Below are 18899 nucleotides of genomic sequence, written 5' to 3'. Positions count from 1 at the left end.
CTCGCCGGTTCCGGCCCGATCGGGCGGGCTCCGGCACACCCCCGAACCGAGCGGAAGGATGCACACAATGCGGACCACCGCGCGCTGGGCAGCGACCTTCGGCCTGACGGCCACCGCCGTCTGCGGCCCCCTCGCCTCGGCCGCCCCCGCGGCCCCCGGCAACGCGCCCGCCTCGCTCTACGCCCCGTCGGCACTGGTACTCACCGTGGCGCACGGCGAGAGCTCGGCGCTCGCAGCCCCCGAGCGCGCTGTCACCCTCTCCTGCGCGCCCACGCCCTCCGGCACCCACCCGGCACCCGCCGAGGCCTGTGCCGACCTGCGCGCGGCCCAAGGCGACTTCGACGCTCTCGCGAGCGGCGACAACGTCCTGTGCACCCGGGAGTACAACCCCGTCGTCGTCACGGTCAACGGCGTCTGGCGCGGCCAGCGGGTCTCCTACGAGCGGACCTACTCCAACGAGTGCATCAAGAACGCCCTCGGCGCGAGCGTCTTCGCGTTCTGAGGGACCGGGATCGCACGGTCTTCCGTGAACACGTGCAGCGGCCCGCAGCTGGGGAGTGCGAGTCCTGTCGCGGGACCGGTGATCTCGAACAGGGGGCCGGCCGGGCGGAGTGGGGCCGCCCGGCCGGCACCTCGAAGCAGGCGCCCGTACCGGCGCGTTCAGCGCTGGACGGGCTTGAGCACAACGAAGTCCGCGCCCGCCGGGTCCACGCACACGGCGAGCCGGCCGACGTCCTCGGCGTCGTCCGGGCCCATCTGCACCGAGCCGCCGTTCTCCGTGACCCGGGCGACCGCGGCGTCGCAGTCCTCCACGTCGAAGACCGGATGCCAGTACGGCTTCCCACCGTTGAGGCCGAGGGCCTCCGCGGGCAGGGCCATGATGCCGCCCTGCATCCGCTCCTGAGGCAGCCCCGCGGGGGTGATCAGCGAGTACGCCCCGCCCCCGCCCGGCAGTGCCATGTCGCTGTAGGACCAGCCGAACACATCGGCGTAGAACGCCTTCGCCGCGTCGGCGTCGGTGGTGTACAGCTCCGTCCACGACAGCGAACCCGGTGCGTCCACCAGCTCCACCCCGGAGTCCGAGCCGGGCTGCCAGGCCGCGAACTGCCCGCCCTGCGGGTCGGTGAACTGGGCCATCCGGCCCCACTCGCCGAGGTCCACGGGCGCCACCCGCACCGTGCCGCCCGCCTTCTCGACCGCCTGGGTGGCGGCGTCCGCGTCGGCGACGTTGTAGTAGATCATCCAGGCCGAACGGGCGCCCTCCTCGGTGAGCTTGCCGAGCCCCGCGACGACCTTGCCGTCCCGGCGGAACATCCCGCCTTCCATGTCCTCGCCGCCGCCCTCCATGGCCTCGTACTGCCAGCCGAACACGGTGGCGTAGAAGGCAGCGGCGGCGGGTACGTCGGGTGCGCCGAGGTCGAGCCAACAGGGCACGCCGGGGGCGGGTTCCGTGGTGATCATGAGGCTTCCCTTCACTGTTCCGTGCCGTCAGCCTGGCACCGGCCCGCCATACGCGCGCGTCGGGCCGAGCGGCCGGACGGCCTCTCGAAGGACAGACCCGGACGGCCCCCGAAACTCATCGGCGCCCGTGCCCGATCACCTCGCCTCAGCCGCGGGCGCCCGCCAGCCGCAGCGGTACCGGCTCCGGCGGCGGCGCCGACTCGTCCAGGTGGGCGACCCGGTTCCACCATGACGCGCCGTCCTCGATATGGCGCAGGAGGATGCCCTCGCGGATGGCCCAGGGGCAGACGGTGAGGGCGCGCAGACCCGTGAGCTTCATCGTCGTGTGCGCCACCAGCGCCCCGGCCAGGCTCTGCGCGGCGCGCGGGGCGGAGATACCGGGCAGCAGCGCGCGCTCGGCGGCGGGCAGCCGGGCCAGCCGTTCGGCCGCCTCGCGCAGATCGCGGCGGGACAGCACGCGGTCCACGAACGGGCCGTTCCGGCCCGGCGCGGCCCCGCACAGGCGGCCGAGCTGCTGGAACGTACGCGAGGTCGCCACCGCCGTACGCGGCCCCTCCCAGCGGATCCGCGCCGCCGCGTCCCGCAGCTGGTGGCGCACCTTGCGGCGCAGCGCCCTGATCTGCTCGGGGTCGGGCGGATCGGTGTCGCCGAAGAACTCATGGGTCAGCCGTCCGGCGCCCAGCGGCAGCGACGCCGCGAAGTCCGGCAGCCGGCCGCGTCCGAAGGCCACCTCCAGCGAGCCGCCGCCGATGTCCAGCAGCGCGAGCGGCCCGGCCCGCCAGCCCATCCACCGCCGCGCCCCGAGGAAGGTCAGCTCGGCCTCCACCTCGCCGGGCAGGGTGCACAGATCCACCCCGGTCCGGGTGCGCACCGCGCGCAGCACCTCCGCCCGGTTCGGGGCGGAGCGCACCACGGCCGTGGCGAAGGCCGGCGGATCGGAGGCGTGCCAGCGGGCCGCCGTACGGCTCGCGTCCTCGACCGCGTGCACCAGCCGGTCGACGGCCTCCTGCGGAATCGGCTCCCCCGGACGGACGTATGCGGACAGCCGCAGGCGCCACTTGGCGGTGTGCACCGGAAGCGGCACCCCGCCCTGGGCGTCCGCCACCACCAGGCGAACCGTGTTCGAACCCACATCCACCACGCTGATTCGCATGGCCTCGTGGGTACCCCATTCCCGGCGTGTCGAACAGAGAGCGCTTCGCATGCGCATGGATTCGGCCGCCGTCCGGACACGGGACAGGGGCCGCCGTCCCCTGCGGACGGCGGCCCCTGCGCGGCTCCCCGGGTGGTCCTGGTGGACCGGGACGGTCACATGTGGACGACGGGCGCCGCCTCGGCGTCCTGCTCCGCCACCCCGCGCCGGAAGAGCAGGAAGGAGATCACCGCGCCCGCGGCGAACAGACCGGCCGACCACCAGAAGGCGGTGGTGTAGCTCTCGATCGACGCCTGCGCCTGCACCACCGGGCTGGTGGCGTCCTGGCCGGCCAGGTAGTCGGTCGCGGCGCTCGCGGCGAGGGTGCTCAGCAGCGCGGTGCCGATCGAGCCGCCCACCTGCTGCATGGCGTTGACGGTCGCGGAGGCCACTCCGGCGTCCTCGGCGGCCACTCCACCGGTGGCGAGCTGCATCGCGGGCGGCATCACCATGCCGAGGCCGACGCCGATGACGATCAGCTGCGGCAGCACGGAGGTCAGGTAGTCCGAGCCGACGCCGATCCCGGTCAGCCAGGCCATGCCCGCGGTGGCGACGGCGAAGCCCAGCGGCAGGACGACCTTGGGTCCGAGCCGCGGTACCAGGACCGTGGTGCCGAGCTGGGCCATCACCATCAGCGCGCCGACCATCGGCAGGAAGGCGACACCGGTCTTCGTCGGGCTGAAGCCCAGGTTGAGCTGGAGGTAGTAGGTGAGGAACAGGAACACGCCGAACATGCCCGCACCGGTGATCAGCACCGTGAGGAAGGAGGCCGCGCGGTTGCGGTCGAGCAGGATGCGCAGCGGCAGCAGCGGGTGCGCGGCGCGGGTCTGCCACCAGGCGAACACCGCCAGCAGCACCCCGCCCGCGAGCAGGAAGCCCCAGGTGAGCGGGGAGCCCCAGTCGTGGGACTCGGCGTTGGAGAAGCCGTAGACGACCGAGAACAGACCGGCCGCGACCAGGATCGTGCCCGGCACGTCGAGCTTGGAGTTCGCGGCGTCGCGGTGGTTGGACAGCAGCATCCAGCCGCCGGCCAGGGCGACCAGCGCGATCGGCACGTTCACGTACAGCGTCCAGCGCCAGTCCAGCGCGTCGGTCAGCACACCGCCGAGCAGCAGGCCGACGGCGCCGCCCGCGCCGGCGATGGCGCCGTAGACGCTGAAGGCCGTGGCGCGCTCGCGGGCGTCGGTGAACGTGGTGTTGAGCAGCGAGAGCGCGGCGGGCGCGAGCAGGGCGCCGAAGACGCCCTGGAGGGCGCGGGCGACGACGAGCATCTCGAAGCTGGTGGCGGCGCCGCCGAGGGCGGAGGCCGCGGCGAAGCCCGCGACACCGATCAGGAAGGCGGGCTTGCGGCCGAACAGGTCGGCGATCCGCCCGCCGAGCAGCAGCAGGGAGGCGAACGCCAGCGCGTACGCGGTGACGATCCACTGCCGGTTGCCGTCGGAGAAGCCGAGGTCGGCCTGGGCCGAGGGCAGGGCGATGTTCACGATGGTGGCGTCCAGCACCACCATGAGCTGGGCGACGGCGACGATCGCGAGGATCCACCACCGCTTCGGGGAGGCCGCCGGCGGCGACTCTACGGCGCCGGGGGCGCTGTCGGTGACGGTCTTGTGGGGCATCGGTTCAACTCCGGGAAGTCGCGCGAAGGCAGAGCCACGGTGAACGAAACGGTTTCGTTCACATGAGGAGGCTAGAACACCCCGAGCGAAACGGCAACGTTTCGCTAAGGCGATCTCGCATGGCGAGCGCATATTCCTTGACTGGCATATAACCCGCGAGGCATATTGGAGTCATGTCCGATGTCCCCGAGCTCTGGACCGCCCTCGCCGATCCGCACCGGCGGGCCATCGTCGCGCTGCTCCTTCAGCGGCCCCGCTCGGTCGGGGAGATCGTGGAGGCGTGCGGGCTGAGCCAGCCGAGTACGTCGAAGCACCTGAAGGTGCTCCGGGAAGCGGGCCTGGTCCGGGTACGACAGGACGCCCAGCGCCGGGTCTACGGCCTCGACCCCGCCCCGATCGCCGCGCTCGACGCCTGGCTGGCCCCGTACCGCAGGCTCTGGAACGAGCGCCTCGACGCCCTGGGACGCCGCCTCGACGAGACGTCGGACGAACCCGCACCCCCCACCCCCGAGGAATGAGCCACCATGCCCGTCGAACGCACCGGCACCTTCGTGACCCTGGACGACGGCCGTCCGGCCGTCCGCTTCACCCGCACCTACGACCATCCCGTCGCGCGCGTCTGGCGGTTCGTGACCGACGCCGACGAACTCGCCCAGTGGTTCCCCTCCCGCGCCGAGATCGACCTGCGCCCGGGAGGCACCATCACCTTCAGCGGTGACCCGAACATGGCGGACTCCACCGGCCGCGTCATCGCCGTGGACGCGCCCCGGCACCTGTCCTTCGACTGGGGCGGCGACGAAGTGCACTTCGACCTGGAGCCGCTGGACGGCGACCGCACCCGCTTCACCCTCACCAACGTCCTCGTCGCCGAGAACACGGCCGCCCGCAACGGCGCCGGCTGGGAGCTCTGCCTGGCCGCCCTCGACGCCAAGGCCCGCGGCGAGCGCTTCGAAGGGCCGCACGCCGGGGCCGAGGCGCCCTGGAAGGAGATCTACCGGGCGTACGTCGACGCGGGCGTCCCCTCCGGTGCCCCTGTGCCGGGACAGGACTGACCGGTTCGGGTGTCGCCGGGCTCTCGTCCTCGACGGCGCGCCCGCACCGGGACCTGCCTGACGCTCACGCCATCTGACGCCGTACCAGCTCGTGCAGCCGTCCGCCCGTGTCGGCGAGCAGTTGCGCGGGCGGGCCTTCCTGGGCCACTTTGCCGTCCTCCATCACGATCACGCGGTCGGCGTCCAGGACGGTCGACAGCCGGTGGGCGATGACGATCCGGGTGGCGTTCAGGGACTTGGTGCTCTCGATGACCGTCCGCTGTGTCTCGTTGTCCAGCGCGCTCGTCGCCTCGTCGAAGAACAGGATCCGCGGGCGCCGGATCAGCGCCTGCGCGATCATCAGCCGCTGGCGCTGCCCGCCGGAGATCGCGCCGCCGCCCGAGACGATGGTGTGCAGGCCCATCGGCATGCGCTTGATGTCCTCGGCCAGCCCCGCCAGTTCGGCCGCCGCCATCGCCTCCTCCGGCGTGTACGGCTCGGTGCCGCAGATGACATCGAGGATGGATCCGGTGAACGGCTGCGCGTGCTGCAGGACCACCCCGCACTGGCGGCGCACCGCCGACCGGTCCAGCGCCGCGAGGTCCTGGCCGTCGTAGAGCACGCTGCCGGAGACCGGCTTGTCGAAGCCGATCAGCAGGCGCAGCAGGGTCGACTTGCCGCAGCCGCTCGGGCCGACGATCGCCACGAACTCGCCCGGCCGGACCGCGAAGGACACGTCGTCCAGGACCAGTGGACCGTCGTCGGAGTAGCGGAACGACAGCCGACGGGCCTCGATCGCCCCGGTGAGCGGACCCGGGCGGGTGCTCGCCGAGCGCACCTCCGGGGCCGCCTCCAGCACCGGCTTGATCTCCTCGAACAGCGGCAGCGCGGCCACCACCGACACGAACGCGCCGGTGAGCTGCGTGACGGAGGTCAGCAGCATCGTCACCGAGGTGTTGAAGGCCAGGAAGGCCGCCGCCGACATCGAACCGCGCGCCGGGCCCGCCAGCAGCATGAACATCAGCAAGGTGCACAGCGGCAGGTAGATCGCCCCCAGCACCGCGCTGAGGTTCTTGATCCGGCCCACCTTCTGCTGCAGCTCCCGGCTGCGCGCGAACTGCGCGGCCCAGGCGGCGTACGCGTAGTTCTCCGCCGCCGCCACCCGCAGCTTGGGCAGCCCGCGCAGGGTCTGGAACGCCTGGTTGTTCAGCTTGTTGCTCAGCACCACGAGCCGCCGCTGCCAGCGCACCTGCCACATCCCGAGCCCCAGGAACACCGCCGTGACGACGACCAGCACAGCGATCGCCACGAGCGCCATCGGCACGCTGAACCACAGCAGCAGTCCCAGGTTCATCGCGCCGACCGTCACCGACTGGGCGACCGTGGGGCCGACCCCTGCCAGCAGTCTGCGGATCGCGCTGATGCCCATCGCCGCGCTCGCCAGCTCACCCGTGGAACGCTCGGTGAAGAACTTCGTCGGCAGCCGCAACAGCCGGTCCCAGACGGCGGGTTGGAGGGTCGCCTCGATCCGGCCCTCCAGCCGCAGGACGGTCAGGTTCTGCAGCAGCAGGAACGCCGCCGCCACCACACCGCTGACCATCACCGCCAGACACACCTGCGCGATGAGGCCGGTCTGCGCCCGCGGTACGAACTCGCCGAGCACCTTGCCCGTCGCGAGCGGCACCAGTGCCCCGATTGCCACCGTGACCAGACCGCTGAGCAGCAGGTTCAGCAGATCGCGTGAGGTGCCGCGCAGGGTGAACCGGAGCAGGCCGAGCGGGCCGAGCGCCCGGTCGGGCAGCGGCCGGTAGAGCATCACCGCGCGCGGCTCGAACTCCTCCGCGTTCGCCTTCTCCACCGGGGTCTCCCGGCCGGTCGCCGGATGCACGGCGACATAGCCGCCGCGCCGCCACAGCAGGGCGACCGGCGCCCCCGACAGGGCGCGCCGGCCCACCAGCGGGCCGATGTCGTCCCGCCACCAGCGGCCCTGAAGCCGTACCGCGCGGGTGCGGACGCGGGAGGCGAGGGCCACCCGCTCCACCGGGTCGAGCCGGTCGCTCTCGGTGCCGGTGCGCGCGGGGTCGGCCAGGGTGATCCCGGCGGCCCGGGCGACCAGTTCGCAGGCGGCGTAGGTGGCGTCCGCGTCGGCGGCCGTCGTGCGCGGTCCCGACCGCTTGCCGATGGACGCCAGCAGGGTCCTGTCGGCCTGGGCGCGCACCGCCTCACCGGCCCTGATGCCCTCGGCGGTGCGCGACTCGTGGGTGCGCTCCAGTTGCTCGATCCAGCGGTCGAGCGTGGTCAGCAGGCGGTATTGCTGGTCCACCATGCTCTGCCACAGCGCCGGGTCGATCAGCAGGTCGGCGGCGGCCTCCTGGCCGTACAGCGAGCCGTACTGGACGCTGCCGGGCGGCACCTGCATCCAGAACACGTCGTCGTCGGTGATCTGCGCGGCCCGCTCACCGGCCATCGGCGCCTGGAACAGGATCGACAGACTGCGGCCCACGCCGAGGGCGAGGGCGTACTCCAGCGGCCCGGCCTGCGGCGGCACGTACTGCGGGTTGCCGTAGGCGTCGTACGACCAGGTCTCGGTGGGCGCGGCCCGGTACAGCTCGCGCAGGGCGACGCGGTGCACCACGCAGTCCCTGAGCGGGCGCGCGACCAGGGTGTGCCGCGCTCCCGCGACCGGCCCGAGCAGCAGCGAGCCCGCCTCCAGGCGCCCCAAGTGGTGCCAGTGGCCCTGCTGTTCGGCGTCCACCGCGAACAGGTCCACCGCGCCGGACACCACCAGCCACAGTACCTGCGGGCCTTCGAGGTCCAGGCGGTTGAACCCGGCGCAGTCGATCCGGCCGCCCAGCGCGCCGAGCGCGTTCAGGACCAGGTCGCCCTCGTGCACGGACGTCATCTCACCGCTCCCTGACCAGCGCCGCGTACGCGCCACCGCGCGCGACGAGCTCCTCGTGCCGGCCGCGCTCCACGATCGTGCCGTGCTCCAGTACGACGATCTCGTCGCTGTCGCGCACGGTGCTCAGCCGGTGCGCGATGACCACACAGGCACAGCCCCGCCTGCGCAGGTTGTCCATGACGACCAGCTCGGTCTCCGCGTCCAGCGCGCTCGTCACCTCGTCCAGCACCAGGATGCTCGGCCGCCGCACCAACGCCCGGGCGATCTCCAGGCGTTGGCGCTGACCTCCGGAGAAGTTCCGGCCGTCCTGCTCGACCGGGCTGTGGATGCCCCCGGGACGGCGCGCGACCACGTCGTACAGGGCCGCGTCCCGCAGCGCCTCGACCACCGCCTCGTCCGGGACGGACGGGTCCCACAGCGCCACGTTGTCCCGGACCGTGCCCTCGAACAGGAACACCTCCTGGTCCACGAAGGAGACGGACGCGGCGAGCGCGCCGCGCGGGATGTCCTCCAGCCGCTGTCCGTCGATGCGGATCACGCCCTCCCAGGGCGTGTACAGGCCCGAGATGATCCGCGACACGGTGGACTTGCCGCTGCCGGAGCCGCCGACCAGGGCGACCTGCCTTCCCGGGCCCACGGTGAGGTCGAAGCCGGTCAACAGGGGCTTGTCCAGCGGGTTGTAGCCGAAGGTGATGTTCTCCAGCTCCACGTGCCCGTGCAGGCGGCGGGTGGACTCGGCGCCGCCGGGGCGGGCGTACAGCGGGTCCGTGCGGAAGTTCTCCACGTCCTTCAGCCGGGCCACGTCCGCCGCGAAGTCCTGGATGCGGCCCGCGACGCCGTTGAGGCGGGTCAGCGGGGCGGTGAAACGCGTGACCAGCGCCTGGAAGGCGACCAGCAGACCGACCGTGATGTGCCCCTCGACCGCGCGCATACCGCCGATCCACAGGATCAGCGCGCTGTTCAGGGTGGCCAGCGTCGGTGCGACCACGCCCAGCCAGGCGCTCGGCACCCCGAGGCGCTGCTGCTCCTCCAGGGTGGTGGCGTGCTGCCCGGCCCACTTGCGGAAGTAGCCGTCCTCGCCGCCGGTCGCCTTCATCGTCTCGATCAACTGCAGGCCTGTGTAGGCGGTGTTGGTGAGCCGGGCGCTGTCCGCGCGCAGCTTGGCGGTACGGGTCGCGCGCAACCGGACGACGACGCGCATCGCCACGATGTTCAGCAGGGCGACGCCGATGCCGACGACGGTCAGCTGCGGGTCGTAGGTGTAGAGCAGGACCGCGTACAGGACCACGACCACCGCGTCCACGCCCGCCGCCGCGAGATCGCGGGCCAGGGTCTCGGCCACCGCGTCGTTGGACTGCAGGCGCTGCACCAGGTCGGCCGGGCTGCGCTGGGAGAAGAAGGTGACCGGCAGCCGCAGCAGATGGCGCAGGAAGCGGGCGCTGGAGAGGGTGGAGGAGATGATCCGGCCGCGCAGCAGGTTCGCCTGCTGGAGCCAGGTCAGCGCCAGCGTGAGCAGCACGGAGGCGCCCATCGACGCGAACAGCACACCCAGCGGGGAGGTCTGACCGCCGATCAGGAAGGTGTCGATGTAGGTGCGGCTCAGCGCGGGCACGGTCGCGCCGACCGCGACCAGCAGCAGGCTCGCCAGCACGGCGGCGGGCAGGGTGCCCGCGGTGCCGCGCATCCGGGCGGGCATCGCGCCGAGCACCCCCGGCTTGCGGCCGCCCTTGCGGAAGCCCTCGCCGGGCTCCATCACCAGCACGACTCCGGTGAAACTGCCGTCGAAGTCCTCCATCGGCACGAATCGGCGGCCCTTCGCCGGGTCGTTGATGTAGACCCCGCGGCGGCCGAAGCGGCGCCCCATGCCGTCGTAGACGACGTAGTGGTTGAACTCCCAGAACAGCACGGCCGGTGCCGTCACCTCGGCGAGGGCGGCCGTGTCCATCTGCATGCCCTTGGCCGTGAGGCCGTAACTGCGGGCGGCTTTGAGGAGGTTGCCGGCGCGCGAGCCGTCCCGCGAGACACCGCAGGCGATGCGCAGCTCCTCCAGCGGGACGTGCTTGCCGTAGTGGCCGAGGACCATCGCGAGGGAGGCGGCACCGCACTCCACGGCCTCCATCTGGAGCACGGTCGGCGTGCGGACGGTCCGCGAACGGCCCTTGGGCACGGGGCGCTTGGGCGGGGCGGCCCGGCGGCGGTGCCGCGTCTCCTGGACGGCGCTCACGGCAGCAGCCAGTCGACGGGACGCTCGTCGGCCAGGCGCACCGAGGCCTGGGCGAGGGTCATGGAGGTGAGGGAGAAGGGCGGGCCGTCGGCGGACGACCACGCGTAACCGCTCTTCGTGGCGGCGGACCTGTTCAGCTTCACCAGGACCGCGACCGGCCTGCCGTCCTTGGTGAACTGCTCGCCGAGCTGGCTGTCGCCGAGGAAGGAGGTGATGGACTGCGCGGACTGGGCGGAGCGGTCCACGGACTTCACCTGGCCGCGCAGCACGCCGTACCGCTGGGCGGGCACCGACTGCACGGTGAGGTCGACCGCGGCGCCCTCGGGGATGGAGGCCGCGTTCTGGGCGGGCACATAGACCGTCGCGTACAGCGGGTCCTTGGGGCCGGCGACCTTCTCGACCGCGGCCACGTTCGCGCCGGTCGAGACGATCTGGCCGATGGTGGCGGCGAGCGCGGTGATACGGCCGGCGGCGACCGTGCGCACGACCGTCTCGCTCTTGGCCGTACGGACCTTCAGGACCGGGGAGTCGGCGGGCAGCCGCTCGCCCTGCTTCGCGAGGACCGCGGTGACCTGCCCCGCGACGGGGCTCTGGAGGACGTAACTGCCCTGCCCGTGCGTGAGGATGGCCGGCCCGCCGACGGTGGACGTCACCGATCCGGTGACCGCCCATACGGCGGCCGCCGCCATGACGACGACCGTCACGGTCAGCGTGAGCCAGCCCTGGGGCCGGGCGAATCGCACCGGGAGATCGAGCTCTTCCGGCGACTGGAGCTTGGCGAGGGCCTGTTGGCGGAACTGCAAGGGACTTCCCTCACCTCGTGCGGGTACGGCTCGCACGCCATCCGAAGAGTCCCGGAGCCTGGGCGGCTCCGGGACTCGACGACGCACGCGGTGCGATCAGAGACCGGCGACCAGGCTGGTGACCGGGGCGGTGTTCAGACCGGTGACACCCTCGACGGTGCCGACGGCCGTGTCGACCAGGCCGGAAACCGGGGCGATGCCGTCCACCAGGCCGGTGACGGTGCCGAGGGCGTTCACGGACAGGCCGCCGGAGACGTTGTCCAGCTCGGCGTCGGAGATCTCGACGGTCTCAACCTGGGGGGTGGAGTTCATGATGGAACTTCCCTTCGTATGGATATTTCACAAGGGGGAGAGCGGCCCCCTCTGCGTGCCCGTGGGGGACAGGCGGACGGCCGCGACCGAGGGCCGCCCGGCACCCGTTCCCGAGTGCCGCCGCGGTCCGTGCGGTGCGATGGATCAAAGCACGCGGCGGGTTCGCGCTTCCAATCAAACAGCCGCCTCACCTGGGCAATTGGCCCTCAGGGGCGGACATCCGTGAGGGTGCGCGCACGGCTTGTCGGCGACTTCTTCACATGCGTCACGGCATCGGCTCGTACGCGCTCTTGCGGGGCGGGAGCCGAAAGCGACACTCCCGTCCCAATGGTGTGACCGGCGGTAGCGGGTTGTGGGGGAGTCCGGCCCGCCGTGACTTCGTTGGGCATGGGATGTGCAGATTCGCTGAAGCCCTGATTCCGCTCTCCGGTCGCGACGGGGAGTGACGAAGAGGACGCGTTTGGTGAGGCTCAGCCCAACAGTGCGTAGACCGTGCTCGCGCGGGCCGCGATCTCACCCGTCGCCGCGTCGGTCATGGTGATGTCGGCGAACGCCATCCGGCGGCCCAGCTTGGTGATCACCGCTTCGATCAGGACATCCGAGCCCGTCACCGCGCGCTGGAAGGACGTGGACTGCTGAACGGTCGTCATCGGCCCGTACGCGCCGCGCGCCGCCGACACGGCGATCACGGTGGCGGTGTCCGCCGCGGCCATCAGCGCCTGCCCGGACAGCGCCCCGCCCTCCCGGGCCAACCGCTGTGACCAGGGCAGACGCAAAACGGCGCGGTGGTCTTCCAAGCCCTCGACGGTCAGCCCCAGTTCGAGCACCCAAGGGGCGAAGTTGTCGGCGAGGATCTTGTCGGCTTCGGCGGTGGTCATCGTCATATGGGGGATTGTTCCCGCCGCCGCCCGCCGGGACGCGGAGCTTGGCCGAAACGGTCGTCCGACTGGGCTGCGTGGAAACGGAATTGAACGCACCACGTGACCCGTGCGTACCAGTGACCATCCAGGCGCCCCGAACAGCCGCCGGACGACACGGTGGCACGTCCCCCGTCCCCAGGAGGTCGAGAAGGTTGAGTCACAAGCGAATGCCGAAGCGCAAGGCCGCGATAGCCGCGGGCGGTGTGGCGGCGCTCGGAGCGGCCGTGATCCTGCTGCCCAACGCGAACGCGTCCCAGGACGGCGCCTCGGACAGTGCCGCGGCCCCCAAGACCCTCAAGGCGGCGGACGCCTCGGATCTCGCCTCACAACTCGCCGGACTGCTCGGCGACGCGTTCGCCGGCTCGTACTACGACGCCGACAACCAGCAGCTCGTCGTCAATGTCGTCCCCGGCGACAACAACAACGTCATCGTGCAGGCGAAGAAGGCGGGCGCGAAGGTCCGCCAGGTGGACAACAGCCTCGCCGAGCTCGACGCAGGCGCGAAGACCCTCAAGGCCGAGGCGACCATCCCCGGCACGTCCTGGGCCGTCGACCCGCGCACCAACAAGATCCTGGTCACCGCGGACAGCACGGTCACCGGCGACAAGTGGGACCAGCTGGAGTCGACGGTGGAGAGCCTCGGCTCCGGCATGGCCACCATCAAGAAGTCCCAGGGCACCTTCAAGCCCTTCCTCTCCGGCGGCGACGCCATCTTCGCGGGCGGCGCGCGCTGCTCGGCGGGCTTCAATGTCACCGCGGGCGACGGCACCCCGGCCTTCCTGACGGCCGGTCACTGCGGTGTCGCCGCCGCCCAGTGGTCGGACAGCCAGGGCGGCGCCCCGATCGCCACGGTGGACGCCGAGACGGCGACCTTCCCCGGCACGGGCGACTTCGCGCTCGTCAAGTACGACGACCCGGCGACCGAGGCGCCGAGCGAGGTCAACCTCGGCAACCAGACCGTCGCGATCAGCCAGGCCGCCGAGGCCACCGTCGGGCTCCAGGTCTTCCGGATGGGCAGCACCACCGGTCTGAGCGACGGTCAGGTCCTCGCCCTGAACGCCACCGTCAACTACCCCGAGGGCACGGTCACCGGGCTCATCCAGACCAACGTCTGCGCCGAGCCCGGCGACAGCGGCGGCTCCCTGTTCACCCAGGACGGCCTGGCCATCGGCCTCACCTCGGGCGGCAGCGGCGACTGCACCGTGGGCGGCGAGACGTTCTTCCAGCCGGTCACGACCGCGCTTGAGGCGACGGGCGCCACGCTCGGCGCCGGTGGCGCGGCCGGTGACGGCGGCGCGGGCCAGGACGCGGGCGCCGGCGAGGAAGCGGGCGCCGGTGACGAGGCCGGTGCGGGCCAGGACGCGGGCGCCGGTCAGGACGCGGGCGCCGGTCAGGACGCGGGCGCGGGCCAGGAGGCCGGTGCCGGTGACGAGGCGGGCGCCGGTGACGAGGCGGGCCTCGGCGAAGAGGTCGACATGGGCGAGCAGGGCCGCGGCAACAAGTCGCACTGACCCCGTAGCACCGTGACAGACCGGGTGGCCGGCCCTTCGGCGGGAGGGCCGGCCACCCACGTCATACGGGTGGTACGCCCGTCAGTCCTCGGCCCGCAGCAACAGCACCGCCACATCGTCCGCCCGCCCCCGGGGCAGCGCGGACGCCTCCACCAGGTGGTCCGCCAGGGCGTCCAGGCGAGCGTCGCCCGCCTCCGCCAGGAGGTGGCCCAGTTCGGCGAGGGCATCCTCGATGTCGATGCCCGGGGACTCGATCAGACCGTCGGTGTACAGGGCGAGGACGGAGCCCGGGGCCATGTCCACCTCCGTCGTCTGGTAGCTCGCGGAGCCGTCGATGCCCAGCAGCGGACCCCCGGCCAGGTCCAGGACCCGTACCTTTCCGTCCGGCCGGCGCAGCAGCGGCGGCGGATGCCCCGCACGGGCCATCACGGCCCGGCCGCGCTCCGGGTCCAGCCGCAGGTACAGACAGCTCGCGAACAGTTCGGCCCCGAGGTCGATCAGCAGCCGGTTGGTGCTGCGCATGACCTCCTCGGGCGGCTGCCCGACCGTCGTGTAGGCCCGTACGGCCGTACGGATCTGCCCCATCAGACCGGCCGCCGTCACATTGTGGCCCTGTACGTCCCCGATCACCGCCGCGGCCTGTCCCTGCACGGGCACCAGGTCGTAGAAGTCGCCGCCGATGTCCATGCCCTGAGTGGCCGGCAGATAGCGTGCCGCCGCCTCGATCCCGGGCAGCGGCGGCAGTGAGTGCGGCAGCAGCGCCGCCTGCAGGCCGTGCGCGAGATGGTGCTTGGCGTCGTAGAGCATCGCCCGCTCCAGCGCCTGCGCGATCAGCCCGCCCATGCTCGTCAGCACCGACCGTTCGTCGGCGGGGAAGGTGTGCGGCTCGGTGTAGGCGAGGACGACCGTGCCCACCGGGCGGCCGGAGGCGATCAGCGGCAGGTACGCCCAGGCCGCGAACCCGTCGGGGGTGGCCTCGCGGACCGGATACAGCCGCTCCAGTTGCTGCCGGTCCTCGAAGAACGCCGGAACACCCGTGGTCAGGGCGTGGGTGCCCGGGGTCCGCTCGGTCATCGGCAGTCCGTCGAACTGCTCCACGAACGACGCGTCCGGATAGCCGTGGTGCCCGAGCACATGCAGCCGCCCCGCCCGGGAGCCCAGCACCACCAGAGCCTGGCTGCCGACCGTCGGCGCGATCTCGTCGGCGACCAGCTGCACCACGTCCTGCACGCCGACCGCCTCGGTCAGCGAACTCGCCAGGCTCAGCAGCTGCGAGATCGTCACCAGCCGTGTCGGCGCGTCGGGGGCAGGCCGGTGCCCGCGGTTCATCTCGGCGACCGCCCGCGCCCGGGTCACCCGGACACTCAGCCCGGTCGTGCTCGGATACAGCCGGAACGACAGCCAGTCGCCCGGCGGCCGCAGCGCCACGAACGACGTGCTCTGCTGGCTGAACAGCGCCGCCCGGTAGCGGTCCTCGTACACCGGATCGTTCAGCCAGGGCACCGAGGCCCACAGCTGCGTGCCCAGCAACTGACTCACCGGCAGCCCGATCAGCTCGGCCGCCGCCGCGTTGGCGAAGCAGATCCGCCCGTGCAGATCCAGCGAGCACAGCCCGTACGGCAGCCGGGCCACCATCCGCGCCGACTCCACCGTGCCGAGCGTCCCGGCCGCGCCCGCGAGGGAGGGCGCGGCGAGCAGATCCGGCTCGGGCAGCAGCGGCACGCTGTCCTCCAGGGCGCGCGCCAGCCGGGTGGCGAGCCGGTCGCACGCGGCCGTGAGATGGGTGCGCTCGCGCTCCGACAGCTCCGGCGGATGCGAGCCCGGCCAGGTCACGAAGACCGCGCCGTAGACAGTGGAGTCCGTCGCCACCGGCAGCGCCGCCAGCGCGAAGGGGTACGGCAGCACCACCGAGATCCGCGGATACAGCCGGGCCATCTCCTCCTCGCCGCTGACCCACACCAGCCGCCGTTCGCGCGCCGCGTCCGCCACCGGCACCGGAGCGCTCAGCCCCACCCGCTCCCAGGGTGCCGCGAAGGCCCGGGGGAGCCCCGCCATCACCGCCATCTCCAGCACCGGCTCCTCGGCGGCCCGCAGATAGACCGCGCCGGAGTGCGCGTGGACCTCGTCCATCATCGAGGCCAGCGCCAGCGACAGCAGCGGTCGGCCGACCCGCGTCCGCGTCATCGCCGGCGCCTGGGCGGAGTCCTGCCCGTCGGACACGCCGACCACCTCCTCGCACGGCCGGGCGACGGATCCCCGGAACAAATCTCCCCCCTGACGGGCCGGACCGCACGGCGAGCGCTCCCGGGTCGGGCGGGCAGGGCCCCGTTGTCACGGGACGATGGTCCCGAACACTTGCGTGACCACTTGTTCGGTGGGTTTCGAGCACCGCCCTCCGCGAAGATTCCATCGGACGCGCACAGGGGCTGCGCGGGTGTCTCATTAGCGCTGTAATGGCGACGTGGGTGGCGACGGAGCTGCGGGACGCAGATCGAGAAGGCACCGTGCCGAAGATGCCCTTTCCACGGTCACCGCCCCCGACGCGCCCGACCGGCTGCGCCGCGTCCTCGAACAGGCACTCGTCCACGCCCGCGCCGCCTTCGCCGCCGTCTACACCCTCGCCGAGGACGGCGAGGTGCTGTGCCTGGTGGAGTGGACCGGCTCCCCGCGCACCCAGTACGGACTGCGCGACAGCTACGCCGCCTCCGGCGGCTCCCCGGTGGCCGACGCCCACCACTCCGGGCGCCCCCGCTGGCTCGGGCCGAAGGACCTCGCCGAGCGCGCCCAGTCCCGGCGTGCCTCCGCCGACGACTTCCACCTGGCGGTGCTGCCCGCGCGCGGCGAGACCGCCGACGGCTGTCTGGTCGCCGTGAGCGAGTGCGCCGACGGGTTCGACCCCGAGGACCGCGCCTGTCTGGCCCTGATCGCCCACGCCGTCGCCCATTCGGCCCCCGTCCCGAGCGCCGAACCCGGCGACCTGCCGTCCAACGCCTTCAGCCTGGCCATGGACACCGGCCGCGTCGAGGTCGGCGACGACATCCTGGACCTGTTCGGCCTCGTGCCGGAGGAGTTCGACGGCAAGGTGGAGACCCTGCTCGGGCTGACCGTGCCGGAGGACCTGCCCGCGCTGATGAGCGTCGTCGAGGCCGACCACATGTCCATCGGTGACCGTGAGCTGGAGTTCCGGGTGCTCCAGTCGGCCGGACCGCCCAAGTGGCTCAGGCTCCGCGGACGGCTGGTGCCCGGCGGGGAGGGGCAGCCCGCGCGGCTCTCCGGCACCGTCGCCGACGCCTCCAAGCTGCGCTCCGACGTCACCGACGTCGCCCGCGTCCAGCGCCTGGCCGCCGCCCTCGCCACCGCCGGCACCGTCCGCGACGTCAGCCAGGCCGTCGTCGCCGCCCTGCGCACCCCGCTGCGCGCCGACCGGATCGCGCTCGCCGAGCTGGAGAACGACCGGCTCGTCGTCACCGTCCTCGACCCGCCCGAGCCGGAGTCCTGGCCCGAGCTGTGGCGCTCGGAGTGGCGCAGCGAATGGCCCGACGCCCCCGTGCGCGCCATGCCGACCCTGGCCGCCGCCCTGCGCGAGGGCCGCGCCCAGATCTGGCCCGCGGGCGCCCCTCTGGAACCCGCGCTCGCCGATGTCGGCCCCGGCGGCCTCGCCGTCCTGCCGCTGCCGGCCGGCGGACGCATGGCGGGCGCCTGCCTGATCGGCTGGGACAGCCCGCACCACTTCGGACCCGACGAACGCGCCCTGCTCACCGCCTCCGCCGGACTCGCCGGACAGGCCCTGATGCGCGCCCACGCCTTCGACGCCGAGCACGAGCTGGTCGGCATGCTCCAGCGCCAGCTCCTGCCCCGCCGCCTGCCCCGGCTGCCCGGCGGCATCGCCGTCGCCCGCTACCTGCCCAGCACCGCCGGTCTCGAACTGGGCGGCGACTGGTACGACGTCATCCCGCTGCCCGACAACCACGTCGCCCTCGTCATCGGAGACGTCCAGGGCCACAGCGCGGCCGCCGCCACCCTGATGGGCCAGATGCGCACGGCTCTGCGCGCCTACGCCGCCGAGGGGCACCCGCCCGACGTGGTCGTCTCGCACGCCAACCGGCTGCTGATGGAGCTGGAGACCGACCTCTTCGCCACCTGCGCCTACGTGGACGTCGACCTGGAGGAGGGAACCGCCTGGTGCGTCCGCGCCGGACACCTGCCCCCGGTGCTGCGTCACCCGGACGGCGCAACCGACATCGCCGAGGCCGAGGGCGGCCCCCCGCTCGGCGTGATGACCCAGGCCGAGTTCCCGATGAGCCCCCTGCGCCTGCAGCCCGGCACGCTGATCGCGCTCACCACGGACGGCCTGGTGGAGTCCGTCGAGGCCGACATCGACGCCGGGATGGAGCGCTTCGCCCACGAACTGGCCGCCGCCGACCCCGCCCACCTCGGCCAGGTCGCCGACGCCCTGCTCGGCAACGCCCGCCGCAGCGACGACGTGGCCCTGCTGCTGATGCGCTACGACGGCATGGACGCCCGCCCCCGCCGGGAGAGCTGGACGGTCTGGCGGGTCCCGGAAGCCGTCGGCCACGCCCGCCGCTTCACCCGGCGCACCCTGCGCGCCTGGGGCCTGGACGTCGAGATCGACGCCGTGCTCCTGGTCGTCTCCGAACTGGTCACCAACGCCCTCGTGCACACCGACGGCCCCGTCCGCCTCTACCTCACCCTCGTCAACAGCCGCCTGCGCGTCGCCGTCGCCGACACCTCGCCGCGCAGCCCCGTCAAACCCACCAGCATCGGCTGGGAGGCCACCGGAGGCCGCGGCATCCTCCTGGTGGAGGCCATGTCGGCGACCTGGGGAACGGTTCCGGTCAGCGGCGGCAAGCAGGTCTGGAGCGAAATCCAGCTGAACCGCTGAACGCGGGGTACCCGCACAAGCCGC

14 protein-coding genes are annotated in these 18899 nt (G+C 72.7%); 5 read left to right on the top strand and 9 right to left on the bottom strand.

The features are described 5' to 3' along the window. Positions 1–67: 67 nt before the first annotated feature. Complete coding sequence (locus tag ACZ7L7_RS26355; RefSeq protein WP_472077434.1) at positions 68–502, top strand: subtilase-type protease inhibitor; 435 nt, start codon at positions 68–70, stop codon at positions 500–502. Between the two features lie 158 nt (positions 503–660). Here the strand turns inward: ACZ7L7_RS26355 and ACZ7L7_RS26350 are convergent, their stop codons facing one another. From ACZ7L7_RS26350 to ACZ7L7_RS26340, 3 genes are all read right to left on the bottom strand, one after another. Continuing rightward, the gene (locus tag ACZ7L7_RS26350; protein ID WP_472077432.1) at positions 661–1461 is read right to left on the bottom strand and encodes a VOC family protein; all 801 of its coding nucleotides are present in this window, start codon (positions 1459–1461) and stop codon (positions 661–663) included. 145 nt (positions 1462–1606) lie between these two features. Next, positions 1607–2614: a Ppx/GppA family phosphatase gene (locus ACZ7L7_RS26345; protein WP_453602292.1), complete on the bottom strand. Its 1008-nt coding sequence runs from the start codon at positions 2612–2614 to the stop codon at positions 1607–1609. A gap of 155 nt (positions 2615–2769) precedes the next feature. Continuing rightward, the gene (locus ACZ7L7_RS26340) at positions 2770–4269 is read right to left on the bottom strand and encodes an MFS transporter (RefSeq protein ID WP_453602289.1); all 1500 of its coding nucleotides are present in this window, start codon (positions 4267–4269) and stop codon (positions 2770–2772) included. Positions 4270–4442: 173 nt separating this feature from the next. Here ACZ7L7_RS26340 and ACZ7L7_RS26335 point away from each other — a divergent pair, with 173 nt between their 5' ends. Both ACZ7L7_RS26335 and ACZ7L7_RS26330 read left to right on the top strand, forming a co-directional pair. Continuing rightward, positions 4443–4787, top strand: a complete 345-nt coding sequence (locus tag ACZ7L7_RS26335) for an ArsR/SmtB family transcription factor (RefSeq protein WP_285512058.1) — start codon at positions 4443–4445, stop codon at positions 4785–4787. Positions 4788–4793: 6 nt separating this feature from the next. After that, positions 4794–5321: an SRPBCC family protein gene (locus tag ACZ7L7_RS26330; RefSeq protein WP_285512059.1), complete on the top strand. Its 528-nt coding sequence runs from the start codon at positions 4794–4796 to the stop codon at positions 5319–5321. Positions 5322–5385: 64 nt separating this feature from the next. Here the strand turns inward: ACZ7L7_RS26330 and ACZ7L7_RS26325 are convergent, their stop codons facing one another. From ACZ7L7_RS26325 to ACZ7L7_RS26305, 5 genes are all read right to left on the bottom strand, one after another. Then, a complete protein-coding gene (locus tag ACZ7L7_RS26325; protein WP_453602284.1) occupies positions 5386–8202 on the bottom strand; it encodes an NHLP bacteriocin export ABC transporter permease/ATPase subunit in 2817 nt (938 codons plus the stop codon). A 1-nt stretch (position 8203) separates the two neighbouring features. Continuing rightward, a complete protein-coding gene (locus ACZ7L7_RS26320; protein ID WP_471593098.1) occupies positions 8204–10426 on the bottom strand; it encodes an NHLP family bacteriocin export ABC transporter peptidase/permease/ATPase subunit in 2223 nt (740 codons plus the stop codon). Then, the gene (locus tag ACZ7L7_RS26315; RefSeq protein WP_285512062.1) at positions 10423–11229 is read right to left on the bottom strand and encodes a biotin/lipoyl-containing protein; all 807 of its coding nucleotides are present in this window, start codon (positions 11227–11229) and stop codon (positions 10423–10425) included. The genes ACZ7L7_RS26320 and ACZ7L7_RS26315 overlap by 4 nt, the downstream gene beginning before the upstream one ends. A 96-nt stretch (positions 11230–11325) precedes the next feature. After that, a complete protein-coding gene (locus ACZ7L7_RS26310) occupies positions 11326–11541 on the bottom strand; it encodes a type A2 lantipeptide (protein WP_093723990.1) in 216 nt (71 codons plus the stop codon). Between the two features lie 470 nt (positions 11542–12011). Then, positions 12012–12425, bottom strand: a complete 414-nt coding sequence (locus ACZ7L7_RS26305; RefSeq protein ID WP_453602276.1) for a PaaI family thioesterase — start codon at positions 12423–12425, stop codon at positions 12012–12014. 203 nt (positions 12426–12628) lie between these two features. Here ACZ7L7_RS26305 and ACZ7L7_RS26300 point away from each other — a divergent pair, with 203 nt between their 5' ends. Next, the gene (locus ACZ7L7_RS26300; RefSeq protein WP_472077428.1) at positions 12629–13972 is read left to right on the top strand and encodes a S1 family peptidase; all 1344 of its coding nucleotides are present in this window, start codon (positions 12629–12631) and stop codon (positions 13970–13972) included. An 81-nt stretch (positions 13973–14053) separates the two neighbouring features. Here the strand turns inward: ACZ7L7_RS26300 and ACZ7L7_RS26295 are convergent, their stop codons facing one another. Then, complete coding sequence (locus ACZ7L7_RS26295) at positions 14054–16201, bottom strand: SpoIIE family protein phosphatase (RefSeq protein WP_472077536.1); 2148 nt, start codon at positions 16199–16201, stop codon at positions 14054–14056. Positions 16202–16433: 232 nt separating this feature from the next. Here ACZ7L7_RS26295 and ACZ7L7_RS26290 point away from each other — a divergent pair, with 232 nt between their 5' ends. Then, complete coding sequence (locus ACZ7L7_RS26290) at positions 16434–18875, top strand: SpoIIE family protein phosphatase (protein ID WP_472077426.1); 2442 nt, start codon at positions 16434–16436, stop codon at positions 18873–18875. Positions 18876–18899: the final 24 nt, after the last annotated feature.

It is taken from the genome of Streptomyces sp. NPDC110618, assembly GCF_055657065.1.
This window is presented reverse-complemented; position numbering and strand designations above follow the sequence as displayed.

Bases quoted from the DNA above. Each gene is read 5' to 3' on its own strand.
- ACZ7L7_RS26350 (WP_472077432.1), bottom strand. From the start codon at position 1,461: ATGATCACCACGGAACCCGCCCCCGGCGTGCCCTGTTGGCTCGACCTC.
- ACZ7L7_RS26345 (WP_453602292.1), bottom strand. From the start codon at position 2,614: ATGCGAATCAGCGTGGTGGATGTGGGTTCGAACACGGTTCGCCTGGTG.
- ACZ7L7_RS26310 (WP_093723990.1), bottom strand. From the start codon at position 11,541: ATGAACTCCACCCCCCAGGTTGAGACCGTCGAGATCTCCGACGCCGAG.
- ACZ7L7_RS26330 (WP_285512059.1), top strand. From the start codon at position 4,794: ATGCCCGTCGAACGCACCGGCACCTTCGTGACCCTGGACGACGGCCGT.
- ACZ7L7_RS26335 (WP_285512058.1), top strand. From the start codon at position 4,443: ATGTCCGATGTCCCCGAGCTCTGGACCGCCCTCGCCGATCCGCACCGG.
- ACZ7L7_RS26305 (WP_453602276.1), bottom strand. From the start codon at position 12,425: ATGACGATGACCACCGCCGAAGCCGACAAGATCCTCGCCGACAACTTC.
- ACZ7L7_RS26355 (WP_472077434.1), top strand. From the start codon at position 68: ATGCGGACCACCGCGCGCTGGGCAGCGACCTTCGGCCTGACGGCCACC.
- ACZ7L7_RS26340 (WP_453602289.1), bottom strand. From the start codon at position 4,269: ATGCCCCACAAGACCGTCACCGACAGCGCCCCCGGCGCCGTAGAGTCG.
- ACZ7L7_RS26325 (WP_453602284.1), bottom strand. From the start codon at position 8,202: ATGACGTCCGTGCACGAGGGCGACCTGGTCCTGAACGCGCTCGGCGCG.
- ACZ7L7_RS26300 (WP_472077428.1), top strand. From the start codon at position 12,629: ATGCCGAAGCGCAAGGCCGCGATAGCCGCGGGCGGTGTGGCGGCGCTC.